This is a genomic window from Mesomycoplasma ovipneumoniae (assembly GCF_030012565.1).
In the GTDB taxonomy this organism is placed as follows: domain Bacteria; phylum Bacillota_I; class Bacilli_A; order Mycoplasmatales; family Metamycoplasmataceae; genus Mesomycoplasma; species Mesomycoplasma ovipneumoniae_D.
On record NZ_CP124621.1, the window covers coordinates 955,465 to 976,249 of the forward strand.

13 protein-coding genes are annotated in these 20,785 nt (G+C 26.3%); 6 read left to right on the forward strand and 7 right to left on the reverse strand.

Going from position 1 to position 20,785, the window contains the following annotated elements; genetic code table 4:
* From QJQ40_RS03415 to QJQ40_RS03425, 3 genes are all read right to left on the reverse strand, one after another.
* Positions 1-1,506, reverse strand: a complete 1,506-nt coding sequence (locus tag QJQ40_RS03415; protein WP_282861223.1) for a hypothetical protein — start codon at positions 1,504-1,506, stop codon at positions 1-3.
* A gap of 543 nt (positions 1,507-2,049) precedes the next feature.
* On the reverse strand, positions 2,050-2,955 hold the full coding sequence (locus tag QJQ40_RS03420) for a hypothetical protein (protein WP_282861224.1): 906 nt from the start codon (positions 2,953-2,955) through the stop codon (positions 2,050-2,052).
* Positions 2,942-4,825, reverse strand: coding sequence for an AAA family ATPase (locus QJQ40_RS03425; protein WP_282861225.1), 1,884 nt, complete (start codon positions 4,823-4,825; stop codon positions 2,942-2,944). Before QJQ40_RS03425 ends, QJQ40_RS03420 begins: the two co-directional genes overlap by 14 nt.
* A gap of 592 nt (positions 4,826-5,417) precedes the next feature.
* Between QJQ40_RS03425 and dcm_N the strand changes: the two genes are divergently transcribed.
* The 3 genes from dcm_N to QJQ40_RS03440 are packed head-to-tail and all read left to right on the forward strand — an operon-like array spanning position 5,418 to position 7,864.
* Complete coding sequence (gene dcm_N, locus QJQ40_RS03430; protein ID WP_282861226.1) at positions 5,418-5,855, forward strand: DNA (cytosine-5-)-methyltransferase N-terminal subunit; 438 nt, start codon at positions 5,418-5,420, stop codon at positions 5,853-5,855.
* 2 nt (positions 5,856-5,857) lie between these two features.
* A complete protein-coding gene (gene dcm, locus QJQ40_RS03435; protein WP_282861643.1) occupies positions 5,858-6,637 on the forward strand; it encodes a DNA (cytosine-5-)-methyltransferase in 780 nt (259 codons plus the stop codon).
* Between the two features lie 3 nt (positions 6,638-6,640).
* Positions 6,641-7,864 carry an MAG4270 family putative restriction endonuclease gene (locus QJQ40_RS03440; protein ID WP_282861227.1) on the forward strand — a complete coding sequence of 408 codons (1,224 nt, stop codon included), beginning with the start codon at positions 6,641-6,643 and terminating at the stop codon, positions 7,862-7,864.
* Between the two features lie 203 nt (positions 7,865-8,067).
* Here the strand turns inward: QJQ40_RS03440 and QJQ40_RS03445 are convergent, their stop codons facing one another.
* The 4 genes from QJQ40_RS03445 to QJQ40_RS03595 form a co-directional block, all read right to left on the reverse strand.
* Positions 8,068-9,546 (reverse strand): hypothetical protein, encoded by a 1,479-nt coding sequence (locus QJQ40_RS03445; RefSeq protein ID WP_282861228.1) that lies wholly within the window; start codon positions 9,544-9,546, stop codon positions 8,068-8,070.
* A gap of 570 nt (positions 9,547-10,116) precedes the next feature.
* Positions 10,117-10,878 carry an Eco47II family restriction endonuclease gene (locus QJQ40_RS03450; protein WP_282861229.1) on the reverse strand — a complete coding sequence of 254 codons (762 nt, stop codon included), beginning with the start codon at positions 10,876-10,878 and terminating at the stop codon, positions 10,117-10,119.
* Complete coding sequence (locus tag QJQ40_RS03455) at positions 10,865-11,893, reverse strand: DNA cytosine methyltransferase (protein ID WP_282861230.1); 1,029 nt, start codon at positions 11,891-11,893, stop codon at positions 10,865-10,867. The genes QJQ40_RS03450 and QJQ40_RS03455 overlap by 14 nt, the downstream gene beginning before the upstream one ends.
* Positions 11,814-12,224 (reverse strand): helix-turn-helix domain-containing protein, encoded by a 411-nt coding sequence (locus QJQ40_RS03595; protein ID WP_334305354.1) that lies wholly within the window; start codon positions 12,222-12,224, stop codon positions 11,814-11,816. Before QJQ40_RS03595 ends, QJQ40_RS03455 begins: the two co-directional genes overlap by 80 nt.
* Positions 12,225-12,299: 75 nt before the next feature.
* On the opposite strand from QJQ40_RS03595, the gene QJQ40_RS03460 reads away from it, so the two are divergent.
* The 3 genes from QJQ40_RS03460 (at position 12,300) to QJQ40_RS03470 (ending at position 20,784) form a co-directional block, all read left to right on the forward strand.
* On the forward strand, positions 12,300-13,595 hold the full coding sequence (locus QJQ40_RS03460; protein ID WP_282861231.1) for an ATP-binding protein: 1,296 nt from the start codon (positions 12,300-12,302) through the stop codon (positions 13,593-13,595).
* 1,234 nt (positions 13,596-14,829) lie between these two features.
* Positions 14,830-19,356 carry an MGA_1079 family surface serine endopeptidase gene (locus tag QJQ40_RS03465; protein WP_282861232.1) on the forward strand — a complete coding sequence of 1,509 codons (4,527 nt, stop codon included), beginning with the start codon at positions 14,830-14,832 and terminating at the stop codon, positions 19,354-19,356.
* Between the two features lie 1,230 nt (positions 19,357-20,586).
* Complete coding sequence (locus QJQ40_RS03470) at positions 20,587-20,784, forward strand: helix-turn-helix domain-containing protein (protein ID WP_282861233.1); 198 nt, start codon at positions 20,587-20,589, stop codon at positions 20,782-20,784.
* Position 20,785: the final 1 nt, after the last annotated feature.

The window sequence follows — 20,785 nt, forward strand, 5'->3', positions numbered from 1 at the left end:
CTAGCCTTGTGTTTTTTTATATATATTATTAAATTCTTCGAGTGAATTTACTGTTTTTAACTCAACATTTTTAATATTTATATCGCCAAAATCAATTTTTTCAAACATTAGTAAATTTTTATAATTTAATTTTTCAATGTTTTTTAAGATTTTTGGAAAAATTGATTTGTAGTTTAAAGAATACAGCGTAATTTTGCCTGAGTTTTTGTCAACTTCTGAATAAAAAACTTCATCAAGAAAAATTTCATCTACATTTTGAGACTTGAGAATGAATTTATTAAATTTTTCAGGTTCATGAATATTTTTGCCAGGAATAAATAAATTGGAGAGGTGAAATGCTTCTTCTCATTCAAGGTTTTTAGATAAATTTTTATTATAAATAAATTGTTTTACATCGCCAAAATTTGAAAAAATTTCTGTTTTGGGTTCATTTTTTGAATATTGTTCATTTTTGGACCCGTATAATGTGGTTATCTTCAAATTATTATGGGCTAAAATTTTCTCTTTTTTGTTCATTACATCTAAAAAAGTCTCAAATTCTGGCGATGTTTTATCTAGCGAGTTATACAAATATAAATCCTGAATTTTATTTAATTTTATAGCTGATAATTCGTTTGTTTTTTGAAATTTGTCTTTTGGATAAAATTTAAAATAAACCTCAAATCAATCATCTGATTCTGGAATTCCCCTCCTATTTTTACTTACATCTTTATAATTAAAAAGTTTTTCTGGTAGTGAAATAATAAAATTATGATTTTTATAAGTCAAAAATTTAATGGGGAACAAATTAGTGGGCAAATAGTTTTGATTTATAAGTAATGGGTTAGCTAATCTTTTCCCGGCAATGTATGTAAAAAATAAATTTTTAGCAAAAAATTCATTATCGTTTTCGTATTTTAAAAAGGGTTCTTTGAGATCGGATTCTTTGAAAAATTCCTTATACTGATTAAGACCATCGATAATAAAAAATTTTTTAGTAAATATTTTTTCGTAATCAACAAAACGTCAATTTGCTATTAATTTTTGGAAGTTATCACCTTCAGTAGTAGCTTTGTCATACTCTTTGGAGAAAAAGGCAGACAATTTATCGAATTCTTTGTCGTTGTAAGTTTTAAAATTGTCACTTTCAAAATATAGATATTTTTTGATTATTTCTTGAATTCTTTCATGGTCGTTCAAAAAAATCGGCATTCAGTTACTATTTTTAAGCCAAATAGTCTTTTTTTTATCCATACGTACTAAATCACTATAGGAAAAAATGTTAGATTTTAAAGCTTCAATATCCTTTAAGCTTATAGTGAACAAATTATTATTGGGAGAAATTTTAGATTTTAAATTTTCACTATCGTTTATGTTTATAGTGAATAAATTATTTTTTTTAGGGGGTGAAATTTTTGCTTCAAAATTGTTATTTTTATTTTGAAGTGCAAGAATTATAGCTGGAAAAATCCACGGTAAAACAATTAAAGGTGCTAAAAATAAATATTTTTTCTTATTGAATGACATGTGAAACCGCCAAATCATCATCTATCGAATTTTCAAACAAAGAGGATTTATTTTTTTTAACAACTAACCGATAAATTCCTGTTTTTTCAGCTGTATATCTTATTAATTCTACATTTGATTTTTTTGAATTTCCAGAGTTTAATTTAATGTCTTGCCAAATTTCTCCCTCTTTTCTTTGTAAAATTAAATTTTAATGACTAAATAATGTATTTTTTTCTTAAGGTGCAAAGAAGCAAAAGAATAAACCGGTTGAGAATAAATATCTATATTTTCACTAAAAACTGAACTATGAATGGGGAATAAATTATCTACAATATAAATTATAACAATTTTAAATGGCATTTAGCAGAAAAACTAAAATTAAAATACAAAATTATAATTTTAATAGAAAAACTTAGATTTATGATAAATAAATATAAAAACACTTTTACAACAAAAATTTTTGCAAAAGTGTTTTATTTATATCTTGAGTTTCCCAGTTTGAAGCAAAAATTCACTTTTTAGTGAATATAAATACACAAAAATACCGGTAAATCCACCCTATTAATTTAAAGTTAAATTCTTATTTTTTCTAGTTTTTATGCTTTTGCTAGTTTTTGCAGTTTTTGTAGTTTTTGTACTTTTGCTAGTTTTTGCAGTTGCTCCACTTTTTGTAGTTTTTTTACTTTTTGTACTTTTTGCACTTTTTGCACTTTTTGCAGTTTTTGCACTTTTAAGAGTATTTTTTTTGTTCAAACTTGCTTTTGTCAAATTAATTCTTTTTGGACTAGTTGTTTTTTCTTTATTTATATCTGGATTTAGAAATGTTTCAATATCTAAGTCTAATAATTCCATAATTCGTAATTCGTCCATTGCATCAAGTAAGGCATTATGTGTTTCAACATAACTTTGATCTTTGGTTAACATTCTGTATATATTTTCTGCATTTCATCCTCTTTTTAAATCACCGTTTTTAGTTAGTTCTACGTTTAATGGGATATGTTTGTTAAATTGCTTGAAATCGACTTTTTTAGTTTTTTCTGCGTCTAATGGGATATGTTTGTTGAATTGCTTGCTTTTAGCGAATATAGAAATATCGTTATGCTCGAATGATTTGTGCAATTCAGGCAAATGTCTAAAATCAAATTTTGTATATGAAAACCAATTTTTTACTTCATAAGATTTCAAAAAATGAATTAGTTGAGTTATCATTTCTTGGCGTGTTTTAACAACATTAATTTCTTCTCTAAATTCAAGGGGAAGAGGAGCTCAAATATTACGGGCATACATTCCACCTACTTTTAAATTGTTTTCTATTATTCAATATTCTTTATCAAATCATTGAAAATCAGCACTATCAGCAATTACAACTCCAACGGAAAAAACTTCATTTTCATAGTTTGTTTCTACATCAATTACAGCAATATTTTTATTCACGTTAGTATTTTTTTGTTTTTTAATTACTTCCATCCGATTCCTCAAATTCTCTTTGACTTTTAGGTTTATAAACTCCTTTTGAAATTGTTTGTGCAAGTTTTTCGCTAAATTCTTCACGATTTTTGATTCTAATTTCATGCGTTTCGTTATTTCGAATATTCCACAATATGCCTTTTTCCTTTTTTAAGGCTAGCGTATATGAAGCAGTCTGTAAAAAATGAGCAGTTGTTAAATCGCTAACAAATTTAAGTTCATAAACTATATCATCCTTGATAACATCAGCAATTCCCTCAGCCCTTATTGTAAGATCATCATCACTAAATTCCAACCAGCATTTTTGTTGAATTATCTCGTCTTTTTTAAGCACTTTTGATAATCTTTTATGCATTTGATCAACAGCATTATCATCGACAAAATCGGGCTGCGTTTGTTTAATATATCTTTCTTGATCTGTTTGCAAATAAACAAGATAGAGTGTTAAATCTTTTATTGAATTTCTTACTTTGATGTAATTTTCATACTCTTTAAACTGTTGTTTTTGTTGTTTTTCTGAATGGTCATATTTGACTTCAATAAAATGCCTAATTTCTTTATCTATTTGTCAATCGTTAAAATAAGATGCTTCAAGAAAAATACCAACACATGGTGTAAGATCAATTAATGCATCTTTTGTTTTTACTTTTATTTCGCTTTTATCTTCAGTATTAATTTTTTTTATATCAAGCATTTGCAACATATACTCAATATCTTCCTCATACTTGTGATCAAACATTGTAGACATTGCAAATGAATCTTCGGATCATTTCTCTAAATATTTAGATTGTTTGATAATTGCCTCATTTAATAGTAGGTTTGGAAATTCTGGCTTAAAAAAGATAATTTTTTCTTTTCCTCTACTTGCCGCTACACAAAATATGTTTTTTAAAGTTTCATAATTTGTTGTAATTTGTTGTAAGCGGATTTTTCAATATAGTAAGTCAAAATCAAAAACAACACAAATAGGTTTTTCCAATCCTTTTGAGCTGTCATATGTTGTAAAAATAGCTGAATTTTTTTTGGGCGACAAATTTGCATCTTTTTCTCTTATAGAAGCATAAACGGTTTTTTTATTAAAAATATCACTATGATTTTCTTCAAGATAATTCAATAGTTCTGTCATTTTGCCTGAACGGTAACCCAAACATAAGATATCAGCAGGTTTTTGTGTAGCCAAAAATTCTTGAATTTCTTCCATTTCCATATATTGGATTTGACAATTTTCGTTTACTCCGTTAATTGTTTTATCTCAAATTCGACCCAACATATTAGCATGTTCTTTTGGCATTCTAAAGGAAAATGTTAAGCTAATTTTTTTATATGATCCTAGAAATTTATCAATAAAATCAGTGACATTTAATTTTGTTTTATCGTAAATTTTCTGATTAATATCTCCAACAGCAACAATTTGTATATTAGGATTTTTTTTCTTTATTTTTTCCAATAACTGAGATATTTCTTCAGTAATATCTTGGTATTCATCAATTAACAGAACATCATAAGTGCCAGCAGAAATATTATTTCTTAAAAATATTTTAATTGAATCTGCAGCGGAAGAATTAATGCCTTTTTCTCACAAAAATCGGTATGCAAATCCGTGATAATTTTGTACTAGAACATTTTTGTTTTTAATCTTGCTTTTAGCTTCAACTTTTAATAGTTTATTGTAAGTTAAGTACAAAATTTTTTTATCAATAGGAAATTTGTCGCAGAGAACCTGAATCACTGATGTTTTTCCACTTCCAATACAAGCATCAACTAGGATATTTTCTCCTTTTAATGCTAAATTAACAACATTTTGTTGCTCTTCTGTAAGTTTTTCTGCAATATTTTCAGTTTTTTGTTTTTCTTTTATTTTTCTAGCCATAATTCCCTTGGTTATTAAGTCTAATTATAAATAATATCAATTTAAGTTTTTTTTATAGATTAAAACAATAGAAAAAACCTTGTCTAGATTTTTCTATTGTTTTTCATTCTAGGCACCCTATAAATTTTAGGGTGTTTGGAAAAATTATCCTAAGTAAATTATAGCATAAATTTTTAACAATTAAAGCTGTGAATAAATGATTTTTATATTATTTTTAACTGTTTCAGTCACCAAAAACATCAACTTTTTATAACTCATCAAAGCCGTTTGGGAAAAGATAAGTTTTAATTCCTTTACCTTTATAAAGTTCTTGCATTGCTTGAAAATATGATTTTTGTTAGTGTTTTGATCCATAAATTAGGTCATATTTTGGTAAATTATAAGCCCCATAATAACCTTTAAACTCTGACAAAAAAGCCAACACCTTGCTGTTAACTTTTTTTGTCCTGGTTTATTTTGACCTGGTTTTTTTAAAAATTTGCTATAAATTTATACACTTTTTGTAAAATTTACGATTTCTATAGTCTTTGAATTTACTTTAAGTTTTTATTACGCGTTATAATATAAAGTAATTTTTGAAGAAAGATTATTTATGAAAAAAATAACTATTTTTGAAGCTTTTGCTGGTCTAGGATCACAATTGCGTGCGCTCAAATTGGTAGGAAAAACTCTAAATTTCGAAGTTGAATCATTAGGAATTATTGAGTGATATATTCACGCTATTATTTCTTATCAAATTATTAATTATAAAGTCTTACCAGCAGATACAAAAACACCAATAGAAGTAATTATTGATCAACTTTCTTCATTAAGGGTTTCAATAGATAGCAAAAAATTAGTGTCTAAAAATTATTTTCAAAAAATGAAGGAAGATAAATTGCGTAAAATTTATCCTTATTTTTTAAAAATGCTCAATAACCCCGCCCGTCCTCTCTCTCTCTCTCTCTCTCTCTCTCCAAGAATAATAAAAATAATTATTATTCTTGATATTCAGATATTAATCAAGTTAATCAAATACCTAAAAATATAGATATTTTTACTTATTCTTTCCCTTGCCAAGACTTATCGACACAAGGATTACAAAAAGGCCTTAATCCTTCAACAAGAAGCGGACTACTTTGGCAAATTAAAAGAATTTTAGAAAATAATTTAGATAATTTACCTAAAGTTTTGTTGATGGAAAATGTAAAAAATTTAGCTAGTCAAAAATTTCGTGCTGAATTTAATAATTGAATTAATTTTTTAAAAACTTTAGGCTACAAAAGTAAGTGAAAAATTTTAAACTCTACTGATTTTGGGTCATCTCAAAATAGACAAAGAGTTTTCATGGTTTCTTGGTTGACTAATAAAAAATTTGAATGACCAAACAAAATAAAACATAACAATAATTTAAAGAAGATTTTAGATTTTACTCATCGACCAAATGAAGAAAATCTAGCTAGCAAAATTTTTAAATATCAACTAACAAGCCCTAGAATAACAAACTCAAGTATTAAGAAAAGTCAAATTATTAATTTTACTAAATTTAATTCTGAAAACTATATTTATTATCCTGACTTTTTCGGGCCAACACTTACAGCATCAGGGGCTAACTCTAGACTTAAATTTTTGATTAAAGAAAACTACATAAGAGAAATAAATTTTTATGAGTCCTTTAAATATATGGGTTTTACAGAACGTGATGCTCATAAAATTTATAAAACAAATTTAGTTCCACCAAAATCTATAATATTTTTAGCTGGTAATTCAATATCTATCGAAGTTCTAAAAGCACTATTTGAAAAAATTGTTTTACTTTTAGAAAAGGAGTAATAGGTGAGTGCAACTTTGAGATGGAGTAAATTAAAAATTAAAAGCAAATCAGAAAACAAAGATAAACCACAATTTAAAGGGGAAATATTTTTTGTTTATGATATTGAAAGTTTAGTAATTCATCATTTTTATATTCAAGTTAATAGTTGTGTCATGTCTAAATTAGTAACTAAAAGTCATAGAGAAGACCATGAACAAAAGCATATTAATAAAACAAGATGTTGCTATTATAAAAAAAGGGAAGAGTTTTTTGATAGTCTTAAGCAAAAAGTTGTTCAAAAAGATAGAAAATTTAGATCTAAAACTTACAATCAAGATGATTTACAAATCTTAAATGATGATGAAATTGTACAATTAAATAAACTATTACGAGAACCAAATTTTTTAACCTCAATTAAAAATTTTTATAAATTTATCTATGGTTCCAACCCAAGTGGAGAATTATATATGCCTAAAAATGCTCCTATTATTTTAGATTATGAGGGAAATTTTGATAAAAATATCAGTTATTTTGCACTCTTTTTCACACATTATTCTGATTTTAAAAATAATAATTATGAATATGATGGCATTTATAAGAATATTTATAAGGATAATGGTTTATTAGATGATAAAAATTATTTTGATAGATTTAAAGATGCTCCTAAAAATTCAAAACTTTATAAAGTTTATCAATTATTAGTAGAACTCACTAGCAATAAATTAAGTATAGAAAGTGGCAAGAAAGTTTTAGCAAAAATTAAAGAGTATCTATCATTAGATGAAATTAATTCTTTAGTAGAAAAAGAAAGAACAAAAATGAAAAATATTAAGATAGATTCTATTAATATTCTTGATTTGGATAAACAAATTCCTTTAGACAGGGCACATATTTTCCCAGTTGAAAGAATTAAAGATAAAATAGTAAAACTAGTAAATATGGAAAACAATAATCTTACCACCAGTAATCAAGTAAAATACTTTCTTAAAAAAATCACAGAAACTCATAATTTAATAGCTTTAGATAAAACGTCACATAGTCAGTTTGATACAAATAAATTTACATGAGATTCCAACAATGGAAAATTGGTGATTAACTGTTGCAACTCACCACAAACATGCGGGCATATATCTAATAAAATTACCGATCTTCCAAAAGAAAAAATTACTGATGATATTTTATGTAATCTCTATTTAAGAAATTCTATAGTAAAGAATAAAGCAGGACAAAAAAAATTAACACTTTAATATTATTTTAACATCATAGCAAACTGGGAAACTCGCATAATTTAGGAATTTATGTTATTTGTATATAAAGGCTCAAGTTCCACACAACCTAAATTAATTTCTCCAAATCTTTTAAAATGAAGATGATAGAAAAAATTAACAAAAGTGTACAATCAAAACTATAAATGAAAAACTATTTGTCTGATTTTTTTACTAACTTAAACTTATACGTCGTTATTTACTGTTTGTTTGTCTTTTTCTTCATATTTATCTAAATAATTGTTTTTTAAATCCTCGATTAGTTCAAGCCGGCTAACGTTTTTATCAAAAACAATATTCTTATCTTTAGGAAAAGTCAAGATTTGAAAAGCAACTTTCTCAAAACTAGATTCAGGACTTCTAACAAAATTTAGTGTTAAATCCGTTTTAAAAATTGTTGTCAAAAAAATATTATTATTTTCCGTTTTTCTAAGAAGTAATTTTTCTCATTCCACTCTTCTTGGAACATCAGCAGGATCCGGTATAGGGTCGGGAGTCAACCTTCAAAATGATTCATAACCAATTCGCTCCCAAGTTTCGTAAATAAAAATATTATTATTTTTTAGAAATTCACCAAGTTTTTCGCCTTTTAAAAATTTCTGTTCAAAATCAGAAATTAAATCATTTTGGTCAATTTTTAATTCAGGATCTAATTTTAAAATTCGGTCAATAATTGTTGTCTTAAATTCATCAATATTTTTAATAATTGCATGTTTTTTTGGTAAAAAACTATTCGATCAAGGGTTAATTTTATCCGTAATTAAATCAAGAATTTTTGGTTTTAAAGTTTTAATATTATTAATTTTATGGCTAAAATCGATAATATCAAATATAAAAGATGATGAATAAGTACTAATCTTGTTTTTTGACAAATTGTACTTTTTTGCGAGTTTATTATAAATTTTTCTAGCTTCTCTTTCAATTATCTTTTCCCTATTTCTAGAATCTTTAATTGTATCATTATCTTTAATGTAAATTCCTTCGTCAATGTCCCTAAAGGTGATTGTTTTATTTTTAGGGTAAACTATAACATTAAAAAAAGGCGAATCATCAAAAACTACATGGGGTTGAACTAATTCTCCTTCTATAACATAATCTGGTACAAGTCTTGTGGCTATAATGTTTGAAGAACCATTTTCTTCAAAATAATAGTGGCTAACACGGGTTTGCATTCAATTTCTGACATTTTCGTCTATTATAATATTGTTTTTTTCTAATACTTTTTCAAGAGACTCTCCCTTTAGAAATTTGTCTTCAAATTCTGACTTGAGTTCAGAAGTATTAACATTGGCAAAATTAGGATTATTTTTTATAATTTCTTCTGTTCTATTAACAATATTTTTTTGAAATTGGTCTAAGTTTTCGATTGTTAGTATATCTTGTTCGCCAAGGAATAAATATTTGTCCCGTTTTCTTTCGGGTTGATTATAAAACAGATTTAAGGCTGAAAAAGTACCATTTTTTGCATTAAATTCTTCATAATGTTTCGCTAGTAAATTTAAAAAATAGTTAGAATTATAATTTTTCGGATTGTTAATTTCCTCATCTATGTTAAAAATTTGTTTAGTAATAAAATGAATTAAATTTCCGCAGGAAGTTAAAAAAAATGCCGGAATTAAAAGGGTTGTTCCCAAAAATTTAGTAAGAATTAGTTTAGTTTTCATTGTGTACCAAATAAGAAAGTGCTAATTTGTCATCCACCGAATTTTCAAAAACGGAAGATCTATGATTTCTAGCATAAATCCGATAATAGGCAGATTCGTTTGATCTAAAATGGGTTTTATTACTAAAGTTTGCATAATATCAATACTATTTGTTATTAATTCAATTTTGCCTTCTATCTAACTTATATCAACTTAGCAAATTTGTAATTCATCTTTTTATTCATAATTAATTATATCAAAAAATAGTTGTGATTCAATAAAAGTTGTTATAAAAACTAAATAAAAATTAATAGAAAAAAATTAACCAACTAGTTTTTTATCAGTGATTTGATTGCAGTGCTTTTGTTAATTTTTTACAGGACTGTTCATAATTTTGTGATCTAAATATTTAAAATAGGTATGATTTTTACTCTGATATTTTAATGAATTAGTAAAAAAATTGTAATTAACTTTTGGCAAAAAAATTAAAAAATTGTTTAAAACCGGATACTTTTTTAAGATTACCTTATCAAACTGGGAAACTCAGGAAAAAAGACGACTAGATTTATATTTCTAGTTGTCATAAAATTTCTATCAGCTAAACCCCTCATAAGTACTAAATGCTAGTTTATATAGTGCTATAAGTGTATCATTATCTATATTTTTTAACTCTTCAAAAACTGTGTCTTTTTGAACTTTAAGTGATTTATTATTAGAAATGATTTTTTCAATTGTTATTGGTAGCTGCTCACATATTAATTTAAAAGTATTTTTATCTCCAGTAACAATTTCATAAAACTTATCGATTGATATTCTTCTTAATTTTTCATTAGAAGATTGTTTCACTTTATCAAGACTAATAACCCACGGAATATTTTGAGATTTTTCAGCAATAACTTCTACTAATGCACAAATGCTTCTATGTCTATCTTTTGCATTTAATAAATGATTTTGCATCTTCATAAATGTTTTGGCCGATGATGAACTATTCATTGTATTATGTTTATTTTTCAGTTCAACATAATATGTTATATCATCATCAGTAAAAATTACGTCCCATCCTTGATCTGGAACTTCACATTTTTTTATATTCTTAAACATATTTTGATGAAAATATCCAATTATATTATTGTTAGTTTTATCTCTTTGTCTGTGAATTTCCAATTTTATTATGTCTTCAAAACTTTTATCAAAAACATTTTTATCAAAAAGTAATTTTATTGGATCAATTAAATTACTATTGAATTTTTTTAAATTTATACTCTCAAGCGTTTCATTATACTGCTTCAAAGTATTAGTTATAAGCTTTTCAAAATCTTCTTGTGAAATAAAATCTAACTTATAGATTTCCATATCTAATTTCCTCTAACTTCTCCAATATTTTTAAACCTACTTCTTTGGCTAAATTACAAGGAACTGCATTTCCTACTTGCTTGTATTGTGAAGACATCGGCCCTGTAAATATCCATTCGTCCGGAAAAGATTGTATTCTAGCATTTTCTCTAACAGTAAATGGTCTAGTCTCTGTTGGATGACATCTATCGGTTTGTTTCATTTGAGGTGTGGTTAAAACTGTCAATGACGGCTCATCTAAACTCAATCTCCTTAGTATTCCTGTTCTTCCACCAGCCATATACCAACAAGACTTCATATAGTCTTTAGCTATGTCTTCAGGAATATCTCTTCAATACCCACCTGGAGGAACTAATGAAAAAATATCTTCTTTTGTTTTTGAATACTTAGCGCCAAGACTACTAGGAACATCTTGTAAAATATCCGACAATACTGGTTTATATTTATATTTCAAAGGATAGACAAATTCTTTATCATTAACTAAATCATTTCTTATACCAACGACAATTAATCGTTCTCTTTTCTGAGCAACACCATAATCTCAAGCATTTAATACCTCATAGAATATTTTATATCCCTCTTGCTCAAAAATATTGATAATTGTCTTAAATGTTCTCCCCTTATCGTGAGATAAAAGCCCCTTTACATTTTCAAACAACAACATTTTAGGTTGCAATTTATTTAAAAAAACTGCATAGTGATAAAACATTGTGCCCCTAACATCATCAAGTCCTAATCTTTTACCAGCATAACTAAAACTTTGGCAAGGTGCTCCACCAGATAATAAATCTAATTCTCCTTTTTTTATGTTAAATTCTTTTTCTAAATCTTTCTTAGCCACAATCTCTATATCTTCACAAATAACATTCCATTTTGGTCTGTTAACTTTTAGTGTACTGGCAGCATATTTGTCATATTCAACTAATCCGATGTGCTTAAATCCCGCCTGCTCTAAGCCTAAGGCCAATCCTCCTGCACCTGCAAAAAGTTCAATACTTGTATATGCGCTCTTCATTAATAGATCCCCCTGGTTTACAATAACAAACAACTTCTCCAATATCCCGTTGAAGTGCTTTATATATCTTTTCGATATTTCTAAGTGATATATACTCATTCTTTGACATATTCGCTATGCAATTTGTTGTTAAATTTGCTTTTTCTAATAAATCTTTTTTCTTAATATTAATTATAGCATTAAAAAATATAACTATATAACAAAAAGTGATAGACAAGCTTTTATATAGATAATGTTTTAAGTATTTTCACAAATTTAAATTAAATATATTGGATACATTGAAATAAAAAGGTGGAAATCCACTTAAATTCTTCAAACTATTACTAAGCATAAGTTTATTTATGTTAAAATTATTTTGAAATAAAAAAGTGGAAATCCACTTAAATTCTTCAAGTGAGGTAGCAAAATGGTTATAAAGCGCGATTTTTATCTTAACCAAATAATTGATAAAAAAGAGAATGACAGAATCAAGATTATTACTGGCATAAGAAGATGCGGAAAATCATATTTATTATTCAATTTATATCGCGATTACCTACTTAGCAGTGGAATTAAAGAAAATCAAATTATAACAATTGCTCTTGACCAAATCGATAATATTGAATACCGAAATCCATTTAGATTAAATGAATATATTAAGAAAAAAACAAAAAATATAAACAAAATGTACTACATTTTCATTGACGAAATTCAATTATCTGAAAATGTATCAAATCCCTATATTGAAAGTAATGAAAAAAATATAACCTTTGTAGATGTGCTTTTAAGTCTTATGAAACGTAGTAACTTAGACATTTATATCACTGGCAGCAACTCTAAAATGCTTTCATCAGATTTATTAACCCAATTCAGAGACCGTGGAGACCAAGTGCATGTAAATCCTTTATCTTTTGCTGAAGTTTATGAATTATTTGATGACAAATCAGAAGCCTTTGAACATTATTTTGTATATGGTGGTATGCCACATATTTATAAATTGCAAAATGATGAACAAAAAAGTCATTATTTAAAGCAGTTATTCAAGCAAACATATATTAAAGACATTCTTGAGCGCAACCAAGTATATAATGAGCAACAAATACTTGAAATCCTGCTTGACTTTACATCTTCAAATATTGGTTCTTTAACTAATCCCTCTAAGCTTGCAAATCGTTTTTTGTCAGAAAAACAAATACACATATCATCAAATACAATTTTTAAGTATCTTAAATTTTTTGAAGAATCTTATATTATTCATTGCGCTTATCGCTATGATGTAAAGGGTTCTAAATATTTTTCAACCCCACTTAAATATTATTTTTCAGATATTGGTTTAAGAAATGCAAGATTGAATTTTCGCCAAATAGAAAACAGTCATATAATGGAAAATATAATCTACAACGATTTACTTCGAAGAGGATACAATATTGACATTGGTGTTGTAGAACATGAATTTAAAAATGACTCAACAAGAAAAAAAATTCAGCTTGAAATAGATTTTGTTATAAATAAAGGCCACAAAAGATACTATATTCAATCAGCACTTAATATTGACAATTTAGAAAAAAAAGAACAAGAAATAACCTCGCTTAAAAAAATAAATGATTCATTTAAAAAAATAGTTATAGTAAGAAACAAAATAATTCCAAAACACGATGAAAATGGTATTTTATACATTGGTTTAGAAGATTTTTTACTTAATGAATCAATAATAGACTTATAATTTTTAAATAACAACTTATTATTTAATAAATTTCTTAGCACAATCAAAATGCTTTGATACTTAGTGGCATTTTGATTTTTAATTTACTAAATATAAACTTTAATTCTCTAATTATGCAGGCATAAATTAATAACTTAACTATAATAAAATGATTATATCCAGAGTTTCCCAGTTTGATGAGATAATCTTAAAACAGTGTCTGGTTTTAGGCGATTTTTTAACTTTTTTGGCAAAAGTTAATTACATATTTTAAAACTCTGGTAAAAATCAATTTATGGATAAAACAACAAAAATCATAAAAAAAACAACTACTATTTAAACTCAATACAAATAGAAAACTCGTTTTTATTTAAATTGAGCCTAAAAAAACATATGAAGTTTTGAAAGAACAATAACCAAAAGCCCTAAATTTAAAGATTTCTAAACGGTCAAATTTAAGGCATTCCGTTATATTTAAAAACATAACGGAAAATTCGCATTTTCTTATTTTTTTATAGCAAAAAACATAACAAAGTCCCCCTTAATTCAATACAAAATTTATTAATTATTCTTAAGTGATGCTAATTATAACATAATTTTATTTTAGAACAAACATTTTTTTGCAAAAGGTTAATTTCAAAACTATACAAATTAAGACTTTAGGTCAAAAAACACGGATTTACGTATTTTTGCGTATTTGTATTCAATAAAAAGTGAATTTTAGCCATGAAACTATCAAACTCAGGTCTAATTATGCAAGCATAAATTAATAACTTAACTATAATAAAATGATTATAAAAGTCTTACAGATATTGCAAGGTATAAAAATATTCATGAACTTAAAGATGTTGTTAAAAACCGACTAAGGCTAAAAGATACAATTGAATTCCCTGGTCTATGACAGGCTATCAACAACCCTAATTTTAAAGGGGTCGAATTCGACACCTTTAAAAAGAAAAAAGGTACAATGCCTTTACATTATCGCCACAAAGATGGATTGAAAATACAAATGGGGAGTGTTCATAATTTTGTGTTCTAAGTAAATCAGTTTTGATATTTTAGTAAATCAGTAAAAAATTGTAATTAGCTTTTGCCAAAAAAATTAAAAAAGTGCTAAAAACTAAACTGTGTTGCAAAACCATGAACAATTTTAGTTTTATTACCAAGAAACCTAAAGTTTATTTTTCACCTTTTTACAAAAAAGTAAAATGTGTTATATAATAAAAAAATATTGAATTCAATAAAAGAGTTAATTATGAAATCTAAAATTACTAAATTTAGCTTACTTTTATCTTCTTTTGTAACAGTTTTTGGTGTTGCAATTGCTTGTGGAACTACCCCTGAAATTAAAACACCAGCTAAACAAAATGAAAATGCAAAACCACTACCTAAAACACCAAATTCAGATAACCAAAATAATTTATCTTCAGACAAAAAAGAAGAGCAAAACAATTCAACCTCAAGAAGAGATAATGAACAAATCAAAACAAAGACAGAAGATAAAACAGAAGTGGAAAATCAAGAATTAGAAGAAGATATAAAAAATACATCAAATTCTGCTAAAAGAACAGATGAATCTTCCAAAATTGATAGTAATATTGATTCAGATTCTCTAAAAAATACTACAAGTGCTACCGAAAATAATGCCAACCAAACTAATAACACCTCTTCTTTAGAAAATAATACAAATTCTAAAACATCTAAAAAAACTCCACTAACTTTATTTGAACAGCAACAACAAGACAGTATTGAAAAAATTAATAAACTTAGTACAATTTCTTCTAGTTTTAAACACTTTTTTGCAGAACAAGTAAGTGAGCAAAAAAGTGCTCAGGATCTTAAAAAACTAGAAGAAAAATTTAACAAAATTTCAAATTTATCAGCAAAATTAAAGGAAATAATTGAATCAGCAAACTTTGTAAAAACAACTTCGAAATACACTTCTACCACAAATAATGTTGATAAATTATTAGATATAACACTTTTAAAAGCACAATCATTTTTTCACAATAACCAACTAGCTTTTTCTGATAATATAGATAATTTAGAAGTGCAAATTAATGGTACACAAAATGAAATAATAAGACTTCAAAATGAATTGAATGGCAACACATCAGAAGAAAATATTAAAAATATTGAGCAAGCAATTAATGATGTAAATCCCTCTTTTGATGATGAAAAAATAAGCACTTATGAACTACAGGACAAATTAAATCCTGCAGCTTTTGATGTTGAAACTACAAAATTATTAACTAAAATTGAAAAAGATGGCTACACTTTTGAAATAAAAGATACTAATATTAGTAAATTAGACAATAACAAATTAGAAATCACATATCAAGTTAAAGATAAAAATAATCATCGAGCTCGTGTTACAAAAACTCTTGATTTTCACAACAAAGGCAAATTTAATATAGAAACCAAAATTAAAGAATTAGACAAAAAATTTAACTCACTTGATGATTTATATGAATTTGATAAAATTAAATTATCACAAATTCAAGAGACGTATGTTGATAATTTACAAGATTTTATTAAAGAAAATTTTAGATCTAAAGGTAATAGAATTGATCAAATTTTTAAACATAATTTAGGCCAAATAAGCTATAAAAATAGACACTTTAGTGCACAAGTACATTTTTTAATGTTCAACAAAGTTGTTAAAACTTTAGAGCTAAAATCCAATGTCGAGATTGAACTGCGAACAAAAGATTTAATAGGAAGTGAAAAGGATCGAGCTGATCTAGAACTTTTAATTTCTAGTTACCTTACAAATAAAGATTGATCTTACCATAGTCTAGACGCTAGCCAACCAATTTTAAAAGATCTACAACCTATCAAACAAGGTGTTGATCATCATGGAATTCCTTCAATGTTAGCACTACAAAAATTGAATGAAATCTATAAGTGACCACAAATTGGTAAGTACTCACTTTTTGTTAAAGAAGTACTTGATCATTCAAATATTTATGATTCTAATCGCGGTGGGACAGCAAAATTAATTTTTGGAATCAAAAAAAATAATGAAGAACTACCTTTTCAAGATTGAGATTTAAAGATAACTGAAAGTGATTATAGAACTAAATATGCTAAAAATATGTGATATTTTCGACCACTTCATGCTAGTGATATTGAATTACCTTCTAATTGAGTAAGTAGTAATTTTGATAATAGTCATAAAAAATTAATTGATGAAATTAACGCCTCTAATTTCGATTTAAGAAAAACTCCAGGTGCTAAAGTGAACGGAAAAGAAACACTTTTTAGTGTTTTAAACCCTCAACAATTAGTTAGCCAATTTCGAAAACAAGATGCTGGTAGTGTCCTACAATATTTATTAAAACTTAAAAATAATCATAATAACAACACTCAAAATGATTCATCAGAGTTTAAAAGAACATTAGATGAATCAAAAGATGCTACTGGAGGAGATGAATTTGATAAACAAAGTATTCAAGCTAAAATAGATAATTCAGCAAATGTTTTCATAGTAAATACAAATAGCATAATTCCTAGTGGAGTAACAACTAATCCAAATAATATTTCTGATATTATTAATGACTATTTTATTGTATATTATGATGTAAAATCAGAAAGAACAGGCGAGCTAAAATTCAAAATTGGCTTTATTAATAAAAGTGATCCTAGCAAAGTTTATTCAAAATCAGAAGAAATTACACTTGTGAATTTATCAAATGATTTTCAAAATAATATATATCCAGAATTGCTTATGAACAAAGTGAGTCTACAAGATTTTCAATATAATAATCAACAATTAACTTGAAATAAACAAACTTTGACACTAAATAACTATTCAATTGACACTAAAGATATTACAATTCATGAAAAAGTTCAGTATAATAACAATACTTATATTAATTTAAAATATACTTACCCTAACCAAAAAAAAGAAACAGAAAAAATAGTTGTTGGTAATAATTGATACAAGGTTGCTGGTTCAAATTCTGTTTCGCTTGATGATATCAAAAATTCAAGTTTCAAATGAAGACATTCAGGTCTTAATACTTTAATAGTAGAAAATTATCAAGTTATTCGAAATCGACAAATTGAATTTAATGCTAAAGATGCAATTTGATCACAAGATGGAAAAGGTGCGTCCTGAGTTTTAAAAGAAAAGTACCTTGAAAAAATGTTAGAAAATGCTCGAGATGTAAAACTAGATTTAACAATTTATGGAAATGTTTTAATTCAAGATGATAATCGCTATAATAGATTCACTAAACCAGGAGATCCTACCATTCATGGCAATGAAGCTAAATATAAGTTTCCTTCATTTACTATAGACTATTCAGATCTGAAAAGAAAGTCAGAACTAAATATTGAACTTGAACTACCACAAAGATATAATAATACTAGCACTTCCTCTACACCACTTCCCAAATTAACATTATTATTAAATGTTACAAAAAAACTAGATGGATTGCACTTTAAATTAAGTTTGAAAGGTGAAGAATATAGCATTATTGTTGGTAATCCTGTGAATTATGTAAATACCACTCAAGGTTACAATCCTTTTACAAATAATGATAAATTTGACAAAAATAAAGCTTTTATCTTGTGAGATAGAGGTGCTGGTGTAAATGTTATTTATGAGAATTATGAACAATATGAAGAGCATACTAGACGAACTAATTTATTCGATTATAAACAGATTTCATACACTCAAGAAAATGCGCCAATTCCTTTTTATACCGATCCTAATGTTCGAAAAAATGTTTATTTTCCAAACCAAAACGTTCCCTATGAAATTCATAATGGTTATTTACAAAACAATGATTATATAAATTATTCCACTATCAAATCAAATCCTCAATTTGAAAATAATTTCCAACACGCACTTGCTTTTAGTTTTGGTTCTGCAACGATGATTGGAAAAGTAAATAATGATGAAAATGACTGAAAATTCTACTTTATAACTAATAATCACGTAGAAAATGTCAAAAATTTTGACCAGCTAAATAACTCAACAACTGGCTTACCAAACACTTATCGAAGATATAGTTACATTGTAAAACCTTCACTTAATTTTGAAAATAATGTTAATGCTGGATTTAGTTACTGAGGTGGTCTATTGAAAGGTCCAAATTCTTCATCAAAACCTAGCGACAAAAAAGAAGACCCAAATTCTGGATTTCTACTTTCTCAAATTTGATCTGGATCAGATCAACAAAGTCGGGATGGAAAGGAACATAAAGGCCACAATATCGATGCTACTATTTTTGTGGTCGATGTTAAGCCACTTTATGATGAAGCGCTTGCACAAGGAAAATATGAGTATGCCAACTGATTAAAATCATGACTAGCGCTTGAAAATATGAAATTTAATTTCAATGGTATGGATTATAATATAAACCACCAGTCATTAATTTATGACTTTTCAATTGTTGGTTTTCCTTATGGAAAACAATCTGCATATGTTATTCACCGACCAGCCCTAAGTAATTATAATGTAATGTTAAGACATCAAAATGGCTATGTGCCTACATATTTTGATGCTGGAAATTCAGGAACTGGAATTTTAAGCGCTGATAACAATTACATTTCGCTAATTAACTCCGGAACACCTCACAACAGTTTGCAAGCTTGAAATTATGCAACTCGCGGTTTTAACTATTTTGGTGTGAACTTCAATGGTGAACATCCATTGGATTTAAAAAATACTAAATCATTTGCTGCTCAAATTTTACGATGGCATCTACTTGCACCCGCCAGTGCAAATTCACCATGATTTTTTAATCCATTTAAAACAAACACAAAATAAATCAAAATGTCAAAAAAGTGTATAAATTTATATACTTTTTTAAACTATTTAATATAAAAATGCAGTTCAATCTGCATAAGTTAGTACACCAATTTCAGACGTATTCGAAAAAAGGTGTGCAAAAATGAAACAATACAAATTCACAATTGAAGACAAATTTAAATACATTAAAATTGTAAGTTAGTAGAAAAAAATCAGGCAACTAGTTTTTGTCAAGATTTTAAGTGCTGTACTTTAAACCAGGACAAAAGAAATTAACACTAAGGTGTTGGCTTTTTTGTCCAAGTTTAGTTTTGGGACTTTTTTAACTTTTTTGGCAAAAGTAATTACCTATTTTAAAACACTGGCAAAAATCAATTTACGGATAAAACAACAAAAATCATAAAAAAATACAACTACTATTCAAACTCAATGTAAAAAGAAAACTCATTTTTACTTACATTGAGCCTAAAAAAATATGTGAAGTTTTGAAAGAGCCATAATTAAAAGCTATAAATTTGTAGATTTCTAAACGGTCAAATTTAAGGCATCCAATCATATTTAAAAATATGATAGAAAATTCGCGCTATCAGAGCGCATTAGACAAAAAACATAACTAATTCCTCCTTAATTCAATATCAAAATTTATTAATTATTCTTAAGTGAGGTTAATTATAACATAACTTTATTTTTGAACAAACATTTTTTTTTTTTTTTTGCAAAAGGTTAATTTCAAAACTATAAAAATTAAGGTTTTAGGTCAAAAAACACGAATTTACCCGCATTTTTGTATATTTATATTCACTAAAAAGTGAATTTTCCATCAAACTGGGAAACTCAGGGGTGTGATTTTTACTTTGATATTTTAGTGAATTAGTAAAAAAATTGTTATTAAATTTTGTCAAAAAAATTAAAAAAAGCTCGAAAATCCCGACGCTTTTTTGAAATTTTCTCATCAAACTGGAAAACTCAGGATTAGACAGGAACTTAATATTAATTATAGCATTAAAAAATATGACTATATAACAAAAAGTGATATACAAGCATTTATAAATAGATAATGTTTTAAGTATTTTTCACAAATTTAAATTAAATATATTGGATACGTTGAAATATAAGTTTATATATAATGGCTATAACTTATTTGATAATAATAAACTTAAAAGCTTGTTCACAATAGAAATATTATTCTTAATATGCTATAATAATATCTATAAAAAATCCACAATAATGGAATAAGGAGAGATAAATATGAAATTTAATTACAATGGATTATGGAAAGTGTTAATAGATAAAAATATGAAAAAGAAAGATTTAATGGATAAAACAGGGATTTCTCCAACTAAAATATCAAAAATGGTTAGAGGAGATGCGGTGTCTCTTACGATCATCGGAAAAATTTGTGAAGAACTTAGAACAGATATTGGGGATTTAATTTGTATAGATTAGG